This is a genomic window from Caloramator australicus RC3 (assembly GCF_000297115.1).
Lineage (GTDB): Bacteria > Bacillota > Clostridia > Clostridiales > Caloramatoraceae > Caloramator > Caloramator australicus.
Window position 1 is genome coordinate 12,646 of record NZ_CAKP01000024.1, and the last position, 14,693, is coordinate 27,338.

Annotated in this window: 9 protein-coding genes; 3 read left to right on the forward strand and 6 right to left on the reverse strand. The window is 33.3% G+C overall.

The features are described 5' to 3' along the window. Window positions 1-103 precede the first annotated feature (103 nt). Window positions 104-1,369 carry a sugar ABC transporter substrate-binding protein gene (locus CAAU_RS02900; protein WP_008907941.1) on the reverse strand — a complete coding sequence of 422 codons (1,266 nt, stop codon included), beginning with the start codon at window positions 1,367-1,369 and terminating at the stop codon, window positions 104-106. A gap of 248 nt (window positions 1,370-1,617) precedes the next feature. Further along, complete coding sequence (locus CAAU_RS02905) at window positions 1,618-5,145, reverse strand: 5'-nucleotidase C-terminal domain-containing protein (protein ID WP_008907942.1); 3,528 nt, start codon at window positions 5,143-5,145, stop codon at window positions 1,618-1,620. Between the two features lie 147 nt (window positions 5,146-5,292). On the opposite strand from CAAU_RS02905, the gene CAAU_RS02910 reads away from it, so the two are divergent. Genes CAAU_RS02910 through CAAU_RS02920 form a run of 3 tightly spaced genes read left to right on the forward strand, consistent with a single transcriptional unit; the run spans window position 5,293 to window position 8,393 of the window. Continuing rightward, complete coding sequence (locus CAAU_RS02910) at window positions 5,293-6,231, forward strand: AAA family ATPase (RefSeq protein WP_008907943.1); 939 nt, start codon at window positions 5,293-5,295, stop codon at window positions 6,229-6,231. A 10-nt stretch (window positions 6,232-6,241) separates the two neighbouring features. Further along, on the forward strand, window positions 6,242-7,321 hold the full coding sequence (locus tag CAAU_RS02915) for a DUF58 domain-containing protein (RefSeq protein WP_008907944.1): 1,080 nt from the start codon (window positions 6,242-6,244) through the stop codon (window positions 7,319-7,321). 1 nt (window position 7,322) lies between these two features. Beyond that, window positions 7,323-8,393 (forward strand): hypothetical protein, encoded by a 1,071-nt coding sequence (locus CAAU_RS02920; protein WP_008907945.1) that lies wholly within the window; start codon window positions 7,323-7,325, stop codon window positions 8,391-8,393. On the opposite strand, the gene CAAU_RS02925 is transcribed toward CAAU_RS02920, so the two are convergent. The 4 genes from CAAU_RS02925 to CAAU_RS02940 form a co-directional block, all read right to left on the reverse strand. Further along, window positions 8,394-9,404, reverse strand: coding sequence for a LacI family DNA-binding transcriptional regulator (locus CAAU_RS02925; protein ID WP_008907946.1), 1,011 nt, complete (start codon window positions 9,402-9,404; stop codon window positions 8,394-8,396). 64 nt (window positions 9,405-9,468) lie between these two features. Continuing rightward, window positions 9,469-11,553 carry an alpha-galactosidase gene (locus CAAU_RS02930; protein WP_008907947.1) on the reverse strand — a complete coding sequence of 695 codons (2,085 nt, stop codon included), beginning with the start codon at window positions 11,551-11,553 and terminating at the stop codon, window positions 9,469-9,471. After that, the gene (locus CAAU_RS02935) at window positions 11,554-13,497 is read right to left on the reverse strand and encodes a beta-galactosidase (RefSeq protein ID WP_008907948.1); all 1,944 of its coding nucleotides are present in this window, start codon (window positions 13,495-13,497) and stop codon (window positions 11,554-11,556) included. 214 nt (window positions 13,498-13,711) lie between these two features. Continuing rightward, window positions 13,712-14,656 carry a glycoside hydrolase family 43 protein gene (locus CAAU_RS02940; protein WP_008907949.1) on the reverse strand — a complete coding sequence of 315 codons (945 nt, stop codon included), beginning with the start codon at window positions 14,654-14,656 and terminating at the stop codon, window positions 13,712-13,714. Window positions 14,657-14,693: the final 37 nt, after the last annotated feature.

The following is a 14,693-nucleotide window of genomic DNA, read 5'->3' on the forward strand; positions in this document are numbered from 1 at the left end:
TCCCCTCCTAAATTTAAACACTATTTGCTACTATGTCCAAAAAAATGAAAAATTACTTCATTATACATATGGCATGGGTTGTATCCCATGCCATACAAGATTATTATTTTTGAATTGCTATAGCATCCTTAATTGTCTTAACTGCTTTATCAAGAGCTGTCTTTGGATCTTCCTTGCCATCCCAAATTGTTGATAAAGCTGCTCCCATTGGTTCCCAAACAAGACCCATTTGTGGAATTGATGGCATTGGAACAGCATTTTGAGCTTGAGCCATGAATCCCGATACTATTGGGTCATCCTTAATTTCTGGTTTATCCATAACAGCCTTTGCAGGTGGTATCTGTTTTGTTATTTCAAATCTCTTTGCAAGCATTTCATCTGATGTTGCCATTTCAGCAAACAATCTTGCAGCGTTCGGATACTTTGTAAATGAGCTTACATAAAGTCCTCTAATTCCTGAGAAGGTAATTGGCTGCTTTCCATTCATTGTTGGAAGTGGAGCAACACCAAAGTTAACTTTAGCCTTTTGATATCCCGCAACTGCCCATGGTCCATTGATTATCATAGCAGCTTTCTTTGCTGCAAATTGTCCATCCATGAATTGATAGTTAGCATCTTTTTGCTTTACATCAAATATCTTTCTAAGTCCTGCAAAATACTTCATTCCTTCTACTGCACCATCATTGTTTAATCCTATATCATCCTTGTTAGTTCCGTTATCTCCAAACACATATCCTCCAAAAGCTGTAAAGAATGGATATGTGAAGTAGAAGTTTCCAACATCCCACATTAATGCATATTTCTTTTCCTTTGGATTGTTATAAGTCTTTGCAAATTCAACTATTTCTTCAAATGTCTTTGGAACTTCCTTTACTATGTCTTTGTTGTAGAATAATGCATATGTTTCTATTCCTGTAGGATATCCATAAACTGTTCCTTCAAAGCTAACACCATCAATAGCTGCTTGAACAAATCTATTTCTTATATCATCTTGATTTCCAACAGGTTGAATAAGTCCTGCTGAAACCATCTTACCAACATGGTCATGTGGAGCAGCAAATACGTCAGCACCAACACCTGCTGGTCCATCCTGAGCAATCTTTCCTGATGCATCTGTGTGGCTTACTGGTTCAGCTTTAACCTTTACACCATACTTCTTTTCAAATTCTTGAGCAACAAACTTTAAGTATTCAAGTTCTGGTCCGTCGCTTTCCCAAACAACAAGGCTTGCACCTTCTTCTGGCTTAATTTCTTCTGCTTGTTGTTGATTGCCTTGGTCTTGTGTTTGGTCTGCGCCCTTCTTAGCACAGCCTGCAAATACTGACACTACTAATGTGAGTGCCAAAATAAGGCTTAAAAGTTTTTTCATAAAGATCCCCCTTTAATTTTAATTTTAAGTAAGCTTGGACAATTTTAATATTTAATTTCACAGTGCAAAAGCACTGTGAAAACGTTTGAACAATTTTATTATACACCTTTAATTCAATTTTTTCAATTCAAAAATTATTTTTAAATTCGATTTTTTTCAACAATTTTATTTCATAAAAATCAACTATATATTAAATATATATTAATTAAAATTTTCAAAAATGATAAAGAGGTAGCAATGCTACCCCTTTACTTAGTATAAGCTTTATATATATATCCTGTCTTCCCTTTGTAGTTAATCTTTAACCAATTTCCAACCTGTCCTACTACTTCAACCTTTGTTCCCTTCTTTAATGAACCAATTGCTCTTGCTTCCTTCTTGTAGGAGCTTCTTACATATAGGCTTGATGCTGTAACAGTAACATATTTCTTTGGCTGTGGCTTAATAACAGGTTTATTTTCAACTGGCTTTTCTTCTTTGACTTCCTTAACTTCATCTTTAACTGGGTCTTCACCAGCTACTAAATATCCAACCTGCACTGGTGCAATAACTTTAACATTTCTTAACTCTTCAATTAATGCTTCCCTTATTGGAATTCCTGTATCTACTACATTTTTAGCACCTTTAAAATCGTAACTGTCACCACCCTGATACATAAAGTCATTAGTAACAACGGTATAATATTTATCCATTTCCACCTTTGTTCCATCATCAAGCCTCATTGAAGTTATTCTTTCACCCTGCTTAGCGTTTGGATCATAGTAAACTTTAACACCTGCAAGTTGAACCCAACCTATTGTTTGGTTCATTATACCATTTTCTATTGCCTTCTTAAGATCAGCACCTGAAAGTTCCATCTTAACAAGAGTATTATCAAAGGGCATTACTTCATACATCTTTCCAACGGTTATATCTCCCTTTAGAATAGATGTTCTTAATCCTCCACCATTTGTAATACCAATTTGAACGCCAGCTCTCTTTCTCATAACATCGCTTACCCATTCTCCAAGAAGGGATAAGCCCTGGAATCTATCATGTGGTAAATCAACTTCAGTTTTTCCTATAACTTCATCAAGTATTGGTTTTAAGTCTTTATCATACTTATCATATATAGCCTTAACCTCAGCATCATCAGCTAAAGTTGTGCTAACTGATACAACTGAAGGTTCAATTCCTATAAGGTATCCATAGTGATTGTATTTTAATGTTAATTTTCCTAAAGTTCTTCCGTTATAGTATGCTTGAACGATTGGCTTGCCATTTACATATCCTGAAACTGTCATATGGGTGTGGGCTGTAATTATACCATCAAGATATTTAACCTGTGCAAGATCCGCACCTTCACCAGATATAACCTTAGTTGTAGCATCCTGTGCTGTTCCAAGATGAGTTAATGCAATTAAAATATCTGCCTTTCCTTCAGGAACATAACCATTCTTAATTAGATATCCCCATTCTTCAGCTGTCTTTACTGGATCTGCAAAAATAAGGTCCTTCACGTTTTCAGGTTTTGTCTTATAGGCAGTCTCTGGTGTTGCAAGGCCAAGAAAAGCTATCTTTACGCCATTTACCGTTACATATTTATATGGCTTTGCCCATGTTACAGGTTTTCCTGTGGTCTTATCTATAATATTTGCAGCTAAGAAATCAAAGCCACCTTCTTCTGCCCACTTTGGTATTAAATCCAAGCCCCAGTCAAATTCATGGTTACCAACAGCAGATGCAACTATTCCTAAATTCTTTAACATATCAGATACCGGTTTTCCTTTTAGTAAGTTAGACATAGCTGAACCTTGATATATATCTCCTGCTGCAACAACTATAGTATTAGGGTTATTCTTTTTAATATCCTTTATTGCAGTTGCAAGTTTTGCAGCACCTGGGTTCTTTCCTTCTGTCTTTAATGCACCATGGAAATCATTGAAGGATACTATCTCAATCGTTTTTGTAATATCCGGAACCATATCCCATGTAACTGATTTTACATTTGGTGTTCTTCCATCTGCTGAAGTTGGAAGGCTCATCTTACCGCTATTTACAAGCTCTACAACTTTATCATGTTTATCTTTATCCCAGCTGTAGCCTATAAGTTTCCAATTGTTGCTGCATTCTGGATAAATTATTCCACCCTTTACTTCCTTTATGTATTTTGCAATCATTTCTCTAACCTGTGGAGTATCCTTCATGTCAACTTCTGAATTAAATACAACTTCAACATTTTCACCCTTAAATAGTCCCGTGTCCTTGTTTAAAAGATGCGTATTAGCTCTATAATTGTTTACAGCAAGCTTTATTATATCGTCATCCTCAACAGGAGTATCATTCATATACCTTAAATTCTTTATTCTGTTTCCAGGTTCTGCTGAAATATCTATTTCATATTTTACTCCATAGAACATGTCATAGTTGTATATTCTTATATTTGGATTAAATGAAATTGTAAGGTCCCCTGGCTTAAATGTGTTATAATAGCTTGCTGACCATTCCATGTATTTTTTGAGTTGTTTTCCTGTTACCTTTAAAACATAAAGGCTGTTATCATATTGATAAATCAATGATGTATCAGACTTTTTGATAGGTCCTGCCTTAATATTGGATCTGGAATTAAATAGTGCTGCAGCTGCAACGTCTGCTTTTCCGTAATGCATCTGAACTTTATTTATAAGCTCAATCATTGCTGTAGGCTGAAGCTGTGCCTGTGGAATTCCCTTTATTTCATCGGCTGGAGCTAGATCCCCACCAACAAGCTCACCTATAACTGTATTTGCATCAGCAAGGGCTATTTCATGATATGGTTTTAATTTTTCATAAAGCTCTTTATCCTCATCATAAACAATAGTTGGCGATGAAGATGAACCTGTATAAACATCAATAAGCTCAGAATTTACGTCAGTATTTCTATCTGCAATTACGTATTTTCCGTTTGCATTCTTTGTAAGCTTAATTGTAATTCTTGCAAGTTGTGCGCCATTGCTTGTAGGCTCTGTAATTACTACGCCGTTAACAACATTTTTAGCAACCTTCATATGGGCATGTCCTGCAACAATAGCTGCAAGCTCTGGAACTGCCTTTGCAAGCTCATCTGCACCGTCGTTGCCATACTCTGGGGTTGGACCCATATGTTCAACTGCGATGATAACGTCAACTTGGTCTTTAATCTTATCTACTACTTTTCTTGTCTCTTCAATTGGATTTGTTACGGTATATCCTTTTAGGTTTTCTGCATCCCATTTTGTAATATGCGGAGTAACCATTCCTATTATACCAACCTTAACTCCGCCTCTTTCGACTATAGCATAGGGTGCCCCTAATGTTGTTCCATCCTGTTTATATACGTTTCCACAAAGTGCCCTTCCTTTGAATTGGGAAGCTATCTTTTCAAGAGTTGGAATACCATAGTTAAATTCATGATTTCCAAATGTCCAAGTATCGTATCCCATTTCGTTCATTGCTACGATCATTGGATGCTTTTCAGAGTTGTTAAATAACTGATTTGAGTTGCCTTGAATTGTGTCACCATTGTCTACTAAGATAGTGTTTGGATTTTGTACTCTGAATTTTTTAACCGCAGAAAAGATCTGAGCAAGGCTACCTGTTTTGCTAACTGAGTTTGTTGCATAATCGTAGGATACAAATCTTCCATGAAGGTCGCTTGTTGCAAGAATTTGGATTTCAACTGTGTCTGAATTTGCATTGACTTTAATAGGTCCAAGGATTGTAAAAATCATTAAAAGCGTCAAAATCCATGATGTCAATACCTTAAAATGCTTTTTCATCATATCCCCCCTAGAAGTATTTTTAGAGTGTATTAAAATTATAATCCTTTTTCAAAAGTTTGTAAATATTTCTTATGTTTCAAAAAATTTAACTTTTATGACTTTTTATAGTATAATTAAGTTAAAATTAATCTAAGGAGGTCAAAAATGGAACTTAATAAATTCATCGAATTTAAAAAAAAATTAATAAAAAATATCTCAAATATAATTGTTGGAAAGGATAAGGAAATTGAACTAATTATTACTTCCTTTATATCCTCTGGACATATATTATTAGAGGACATCCCAGGCGTTGGTAAAACAACCCTTGTTAAGGCCTTTGCAAAATCCTTAGGATTAGAATTTAAAAGGGTCCAATTTACTCCTGACCTTTTACCATCTGATTTAACTGGAATCAATTTTTATAATCCAAAAACAAGTGAATTCCAATTTAAAAAAGGGCCTTTATTTGCAAACATTGTCCTTGCCGATGAAATAAACAGGGCAACCCCAAGGACGCAGTCTGCCCTTTTAGAGGCAATGGAGGAAAAACAAATAACCGTCGATGGTCAAACTATTAAACTTCCTATTCCCTTCATGGTTTTAGCGACACAAAATCCTATAGAAAGCTATGGAACCTTTCCTCTTCCTGAGGCACAAATAGATAGATTTTTAATGAAAATTAGTCTTGGATATCCTGAAAGGGAGGAAGAATTTAAAATTATTGATAAATTTGTTAAAGGGGATTTTGAAAAGGATATCGATGCTGTTGTAGACTTTGATGAAATTAAATATGTTAAAGAAAACTACACTAAAGTTAAAGCAAATCAAGATGTTCTAAATTATATATTAGATATAATAAAGGCAACAAGAAATGATAGCAGAATTGAACTTGGCGTAAGTCCCCGTGGAACGCTTGCACTTTTTAAATCTTGCCAAGCCTTTGCTGCATTAAACGGAAGGGACTTTATAATTCCAGAGGATGTGAAATACCTTGCTCCCTATATACTTAGCCATAGAATATTAACTAAGCAAAGCTCTAAAGAGAGCTTTTACATCATAAATAGCATACTGGAGAACACTCCCGTTCCTTTAGAAAATTTTTAGGGGTGAAATGATGTTTATATGGCTATTTATTTTAATACTATTAGGGATATATATTAATTTTTTATCTAAGAAAAACGCCTTTAAAAAACTATTTTATTCAATAAAATTCTCTAAAGAAATTGTAGAAATAGGTGAGGAATTTGAAATTATATCAATAATAGAAAACAAAAAGATATATCCAATTACATATCTAAATATAAGCCAGGAATATCCGGAAGAATTTGAGTTTATAGAGGGAAATAATTTTAAAGGTGCATATAAAACAAAGATGTCTGTCCTGCCCTTTCAAAGGGTAAAAAGATCCTTTAAGGTTTCATGTTTAAAAAGAGGGCGATACATATTAAAAAATGCAGAGATAACCTGCGGTGACCTTTTTGGATTTGAGACGATGACACAATTTTATGAATCCTTTGCAGAAATTGTTGTCCTCCCAAAATCCTATAGCCTAAAAAAACTAACACCCTATGGTTCATACACCGGTGATATATCAGTAAAAAGATGGATCATTGAGGACCCTTTGGTTAACATCGGAATAAAGGAATATACAGGAAGGGAACCTTTAAAGCAAATCCATTGGCCTTCTTCTTTAAAACATCAAAAAATCATGGTTAAAGAATACGATTTCACGACTGACAACAACCTTTTAATTGCTTTAAATATTGAAACCTGCAAGCCCTTTTGGCAAAAAATCGACGGAGATGCAATTGAAAGATGTATATCCATAACAAGGAGCTTAGTGGATGAATTTGAAAGTCTAAAGGTGCCCTATGGTTTGATTTCAAATGCCCAAAATTTTTTAAACAGCACATTATACCGTCCAGGGCTTGGTCTAAACCATAGATTAAAAATTTTAGAATCCCTCGGCAGAATAGATTACAGCATATTTTGCCCCTTTGAAGATATAATTAAAACAAAAAATTCTATTAAAAACACAACTATAGTAGTTATAACCCCTATAATTCTAGATGAATATGTAAGTCCAATTAATAATCTTATAAAATTTTATCAAAAAGTAGTTTTAATAACTTTAAATACTAATAATATAGGAAAAGTAGCCAAACAAATTGAAATATATTTTGAAGGTGAGTAAAATGAAAATTTTTTATGTAATAAACAGGCTTTCAATTTTTTACATTCTTCTTTATTCCCTTTCCTTCATATTTTACGGCTTAATTTATAGCATAAATCCCTTAATAAGATATACAATTTTAATTATTTTATCAGCTATAGTTTTAGTTTTCTCTTTTAAAGAAGAATTATCATATTATTATTTCCTTGATAAATTTCAAATTGAAATAAAAATAATACTTGGTCTCTTTGGCTTTTTCTTGATTTTTTTTCAAATTTCCTTCTTAAACAAAATATCCGGAATATTATTTGTTTATCTTGTATCTTCAATCATACTATCAAGGAGCTTAAGAATTGAAGAAACCCTTTCGGATAATGCAGAAAGGTTAAATAAAAAAATAAATTATATTATTCTCTTAACCTCAGTAATAATTAGCATAGAAAAATTAAGACAGGCCTTATTAAGATTCTTTATCCTTATTTATGACAAAACAATAGAAGTATTCTTTTATCTTTTTTCTTGGTTTTTCATTATTGTAGCAAAACTTTTTGAAAAATTATTTAAAGGCTTAAGGATAAAAGTGGGCTCTAACGGCCAAGAGGGAATTCTACAAATAAAAGATGTAAAAAGAATTATAGAAAACAAAGAAAATAAAAATCTTTTTGTTTTTTATAAATCAATGTCAATTATATTTCAAATATTAATAATTTTACTTTTTATATACTTAATTTATAAGATTTTTTTAAGATATTATAATTCCTCTAAAGAATATGCAAAATTCAAAGAAGAAAGAGAATTTATAAGGGATAATTTATCGATAAACAAGATATTCAAAAGAATCGCAAGGCCAACCAATAAGATTAGATTATATTATCAAAAATATTTGATTTATATAAATAAATTCAAACAGCTAAAACCCTCCGATACAACCCTCTCAATAAAACAAATGGCCGACTCATTTATAGCACCTGACATAAATGAATTTATAAGGCATATTTATGTAAAAGAAAGATATGGTGAGAAAATTTTAAGTCCTGCTGATAAAGATAAATTCATTAAAACTATCAAAAACATAAAAAAGCACGTCATATAATCACGTGCTTTTTCTTATTATCAGCTTAGTTTCAATAACATCCGTATCGCTGTAAAGATTTTTATCTTCAATAAGATCTAAAAGCTTTTGTGCCGCCCTTTCGCCTAAAAGTCTCATGTTTTGATCAACGGTTGTAAGTTTTGGATTTGTCATTTGTGAAAGTATTATATTGTCAAAGCCTATTATAGCGATATCATCAGGAACCTTAAGGTTTAGTTCATAGCATCCGTTTAAAACTCCAACTGCCATAAGGTCATTGCAGGCAAAGAAGGCAGTGATTTCTTTCCCCAATTGATATTTTGATGATAACTCAATCAAAACCCTCATCGTATTTTCTACAACGTCTATGTTGTTTCCATCTTGAACAGTAATAACTATGGGCTCAATTCCTATATTTTTCATATATTCTTTATATAAATTCTCCTTTATATCATAGGAATAACTGCTCTCTCCTCTTATAAAGGCAATATTTTTATGCCCTAATGAAATCAAATGTTCAAGGGCCTCCTTAGTTCCCTTTTCTTCATCTGATAGGACAAAATTTGTTCTAACGTTTTCATGATAACCATTAATACAAACAACAGGAATCTTTTTAGAAACCTCTTCTATAAATCCATTTTTCATATTTTCCGTTTGAGGGTCAATAAGGACTATCCCATCTACATATCTTTCTAAAAATTTGTTTATCCTTCTTTTTTCAGAATCCGCTCTACCCCTTGAATCGCTAATGTATACATCATAATCCCTGCTTCTCATAATCCTTTCAATTCCATGCACAACTTCAGTAAAGAACATATTTGTAAGTCCAGGGACTACAACCCCAATACTATTTGTTCGTTTATTTATAAGGCTTCTTGCAAGGGGATTGGGTTGAAAATTAAGCTTTTTAATTGCAGCCTCTACCCTCTCCCTTGTTTCCTTTTTTACAGGATAATTCCCATTAATAACCCTCGAAACTGTTGTTATAGAAACACCAGCTTCCCTTGCCACATCTTCAATGGTATATTTCATAATTGTCCCTCCAAGGCAACATTTCTTAATCCGATTATACATTACTTTAGCGCTGTAGTCACCACTAAATCTCCTTTAATCGAATTAATTGGCTTGAAAAATCTCCATCTAATATAAGTTCTAACCCTACATTTTTTAAATAAGCTCCACCTTTTCTAACAATTTTATCACCGTATTTAACTTCATATATTTTATCGGCATTTAATCCCTTTAATTTAACTTTATATTGTTTTCTCCCGAATTTTTCATATAACTTAAATACAAAAACGACTGATTCCCCTTGATAAACATACTGAATAGCATGGATTTCATCTTTAAGAATGGATTTAATTCTAAAAAGATCTCCCTTTTGAACTATATGCCTTATTTCTTTATACTGCTTTATCTTCTCCTTTGCCAATTCAATTTCTTCCTTTGTCCATTTATTTATATTTCCTCCAATACCAAGTGAGCCCATCATAGCAACATGAAATCTAAATTCAAGGGGAATGGTCCTTCCATTTATAAAATTTGGGCAATCTGTTACCCAGCATCTCATAGTATTTGCAGGATAAACATAGCTTACAGACTCTTGAATAAATAGCCTATCTAAAGCATCGGTATTATCACTTGTCCAAAATTCATCGAAATAATTTAAAACTCCAAAATCCATTCTCCCTCCTCCAGAGGCACAGGCCTCAATCTCTATCCCCTTATGTTTTCCCCTTAATCTTTCAATTAGATCAAACACAGCCTTAGAATGTAAGAGCCAAATCATCTTCTGTTCTTTTATGTCCAAATTAAGAGCCCCAGCCTCAGAAAAGGGCCTATTCATATCCCATTTTATATATTTTATATTGTAATTAGTAAGCAACCCATCCAGCACATTAAAAATATACTTCTTTACTTCATTTAAACTTAAGTTTAATACCAGCTGATTTCTTGAAGTTGTAAGTTCTCTGTTGTTAAACCTATATACCCAATCAGGATGCTGTCTATAAAGTTCGCTATCAGGATTTACCATTTCAGGTTCTATCCATAAACCAAAATCCATACCAAGCCTGTTAACTTCATGGATTAGCTCCTCCAGCCCATTTGGAAATTTATCTCTATTTACCTTCCAGTCCCCTAAGCCTGCTGAATCGCTATTTCTTTCTCCAAACCATCCATCATCCACAACAAACAATTCACAACCTATATCCTTTGCCTTTCTTGCCAATTCAATCTGTTCATCACATTTAACATTAAAAAGAGTTGCCTCCCAGGAATTAAACAGGACCGGCCTTAAGGAATTTCTAAGGTCAACAGGTAGGATAATATCCCTTACAAATCTATGAAGCCTATGGGACATATCTGAATATCCTTTGTCTGTATATCCAATATATGCTTTAGGCAGAATAAGTGCCTCTGAGGGCTTTAATTTGTATTCAAAGTCAAAATCGTTTAACCCCATTAATAGCCTCGTATAGTAATAGGGAGTGGCTTCAACTAAAATTTTAAAATTACCAGTATATTCTAATGCTCCAAAGTAAACCTCACCCTTATCTTCATTTGCATCAATATCTAATATAAAATATGGATTATTGTTATGTCCTGTGTTACCCTTTCTGCTTTCAAGGATTAACTTGCCCCCATCTAATCTTTGTTTAAACCTTCTTCCTTCTCCTACCCAATGCCCCAATACATTTGTTATGTTATATCCTGTTCCGTCTATATTAATTTCACATGAATAGGCCTTTTCAATAAAAATATCTTCTTCTCCTAAATTTTTTATATCTACCCATCTTGCAATAATATCGTATTCCTCATATATTTTATAATTTAAAAATATCGCTATTGGATAAAATTTATCCTTTAGCATTATTCTTAAGACATCCTCTTCAATAGCAAAACCGTCATATTCCAATACCAAATCCCTTGTCCCATCGCTAAATCTTACCTTTACAGCCGGCTCTTTGTATCTTAGTCCCCCCCAAGGTGTATATTCTTCCCATGCTATATCGCAGCTGGAATCATTAGAGGATATATCCCTAATTTCAAAGTGTTCAAAGTCCTTCTCATCAGCTTTATTGCCAAAATAAATATGCCTTAAGAGGCCCTTATAAGGCCCAAAGGCATATTGAATATTCTTCCCTTCCAAAACAAATATATTATTTAATACCTTTATCATCTATATCCCCCCGACTATTTTGACTTCAAAGGGTGAAAGTGTATATTCTCCAAAAGCTTTTTCCTCTTCAGTATGGTTTATGATAAATAAATATTTTTCCCCATCATACTCCCTTTTGTATATTTCAATTCCTTCCTCCGAATTATAATGCTCTAAACTCAGCTCTTTAATAACTTCAATTGCAATTTCATCCATAATAAAATCTTCTACTCCACCGCCAATATAATAAACCTTGCCATTTTTATATTTGTTTACAGTTACGCAGGAAAACTCCCTATAAAATTTATCGGCATATTTGTATAAGGACTTTGCATTGATTGGCCTTATAATATCCCTCCATACCTTTACCTTTGCCCTTTTGCCATTACTATTTTCTATTTCTACAATTTGTCCTTCCTGTAGTGCTTCCACCTCTAAAACTTCGATGCCTGCTAAGTTTCTGAATATCCCAGGTAAAACTTCTCCTAAGATTAAATTATTATTTCTATCCTTAATCCCAGCTCTAAAGGACAAAATTAAAACTCCACCCTTTTCAACAAATTCCTCTAACTTCTTTTTTAAATTATCATCCTGGATCATCATCACAGGTAGGAGTAGAACCTTGTATTTAGAAAAATCCTCCCTTGTTGAAATGACATCAATATTAACATTTTTCTTATAAAATGGCCTATAAAGCCTTAGGGCTTCCTTCACAAAATTAAAGGCTGTGCTTTGGGGTTGAATCCTCCATGACCAAATATTTTCATAATCATAAATAAGGGCAATATCGGATTTAACAGGAGATCCTAAAATTTTTTCGTATTTAATTATGTCATTAAAGAAATCCTTAACCTCATTAAATTTTCTTCCCTCTCTATTATCATGGTCAATTATTCCATAACAAAATTCCTCCGTCCCAAAGGTTGCTGCCCTGTATCTAAAAAACAATATAGCCTCTGCACCATGGGCAACTGCTTGATATGCCCACATCTTTGCTTGGTTAGGTCTTGGAAGATAACCTATAATATTATGTCCTTGAGCCCCCATAAGTTCTTCTAATATCCAAAAGTTTTTTCCTTTAAGTCCCCTTACAAAGTCAAGGTTCATAGCAATTTCTTCAGGAGGTATTGGCTCCCTTAAGCCTCCCCAAACTGGATAATTGTCGTAGGAGGCTATATCCATATTTTTCACAAGCTCTTGATGGTCAAACAATTTATCAAAAAATCCTCCGGCTATATTGGTCGTTATTATCTTTTTATCGCCTAAAACTCTTTTTAATATATCCACCTGAAAATTAGCATAATCAACAATAGACTTTGAACGGAATCTTGCATAATCAAGTAAGAGTGAAGGATTATGGAAGGTTATAGTTTTTAACGGCAGAGGAATTTCATCAAAATCATTATAGGTTTGACTCCAAAATACCGCCCCATAGGTTTTATTTAAGGCGTCTATTTCCTTATATTTTTCCCTTAAAAATTTTCTAAAGGCTCTAAGGCAGTTTTCACAATAACAAATATCGCTTCCTTCATGGCCAAACTCGTTATCCACCTGCCATGCTATAATATTTTCCTCATGCTTATAATGCTCTGCTAAGGCCTCAACTATTTTTCTTGTATATTCATAATAACTCCCACTGTTAAAGCAATACTGCCTTCTTCCACCAAAACTTCTTGCCATTAAATTTTCATCCTTTGAAAGTATTTCAGGATGTTTTTTTACAAGCCAAGCCGGTGGCGTTGCAGTTGGTGTCCCAAAAATGACCTTTATTCCATTTTTCTTTAATTTTTCAATTACCATATCAAAAAATGAAAAATCAAAATTTCCCTCTTCCTTTTCGATGATATGCCAAGCAAACTCACCAATTCTAACTACATTAGCACCAAGCTTTTTAATCCTATCTATATCCTCGTCTAAATATTCCAAAGGCCAGTGTTCTGGATAATAGTCAACACCAAGTAGCATAATAAGCCTCCTTTATTGTTTTATAGAACCTGTTATAGATTGAATAAAGTATATTTATAGTGTAGTTAATATATAATGTCCTTAATAAACTCTAAAGGAAATTAATCGTGTCTAAGTATATTTAACCCCCCTTTTATCGGGGGGTTTTTAAAATTTTTTTGAATATGCTTATATTTTATTTACATTTGTCATAATTACAAACTTAAAAGCAAATTCAACATGATGGCATTCTTTGAGGGGTCATCGTCGGTCCAATAACAAAAATATTACCTTCCTTATCAAATTCCATTCTGTCTATGCAAACCTGCCTATTTCCACTTGGGTTTTCTGGATATGTATGGATATGGTAAACTAAAAACATTTCTGTCCCATCAGGTGAAATTGTTACGCTATGGTGTCCAGGTCCTGAAATTAACTCATTGTTAGAATATAGTATAGGATTTTTCTCATATTTTGTAAAAGGTCCTAATGGCTTATCAGAGGTAGCGTATCCTACTGAATAGTCCCTACTTGCATAAAAGTTAGCAGAATACATTAGGTAATATATACCTGATCTTTTAATAACAAAAGGTCCTTCATTCCAAATCCATTCAGGTCCTGATTTTAATTCCCATTCCTGTTCTGGTTTTAATAATAGTTTTGGTTCTCCCTTAAGGTTCAACAAATCATCAGTAAGCTCTACCCCATATATATGACTTTCATGTTTCCCATCTATTATGTTCTCTGAACAATCCCTTGAAAAATACATATATTTTTTCCCATCATCATCAAAAAACACATGAGCATCTATAGCTGCATATTCTAAATCAAACATAGGTCCATTAAAATAATCTTCAAATGGTCCTAAAGGTGATTTTGAAATCGCAAGGCCAATTCTTAAACTGTTATTTTTCTTCCATCTGCATGTATAAAACATATAATACATATCCTTAAATTCTACAACTTCAGGTGCCCAAAAATCTTGATATCCCCAAAATTTTTCATCCGCCTTTAAGCAATAACCATATTCTTTCCAATCAACAAGGTTTTTTGAATACCACACCTTAAATCCATCTATTGCTGAAGTGGCATAACAATAATACATTCCATCCTTTGCTTTTAATACGAAAGGATCTCCAATTTCTTTTATTGATAAGGGGTTTGTGTAATATTTTCCCATTTTTGTCCCTCCTTAAAAAATTCACCTGGGAGATGCC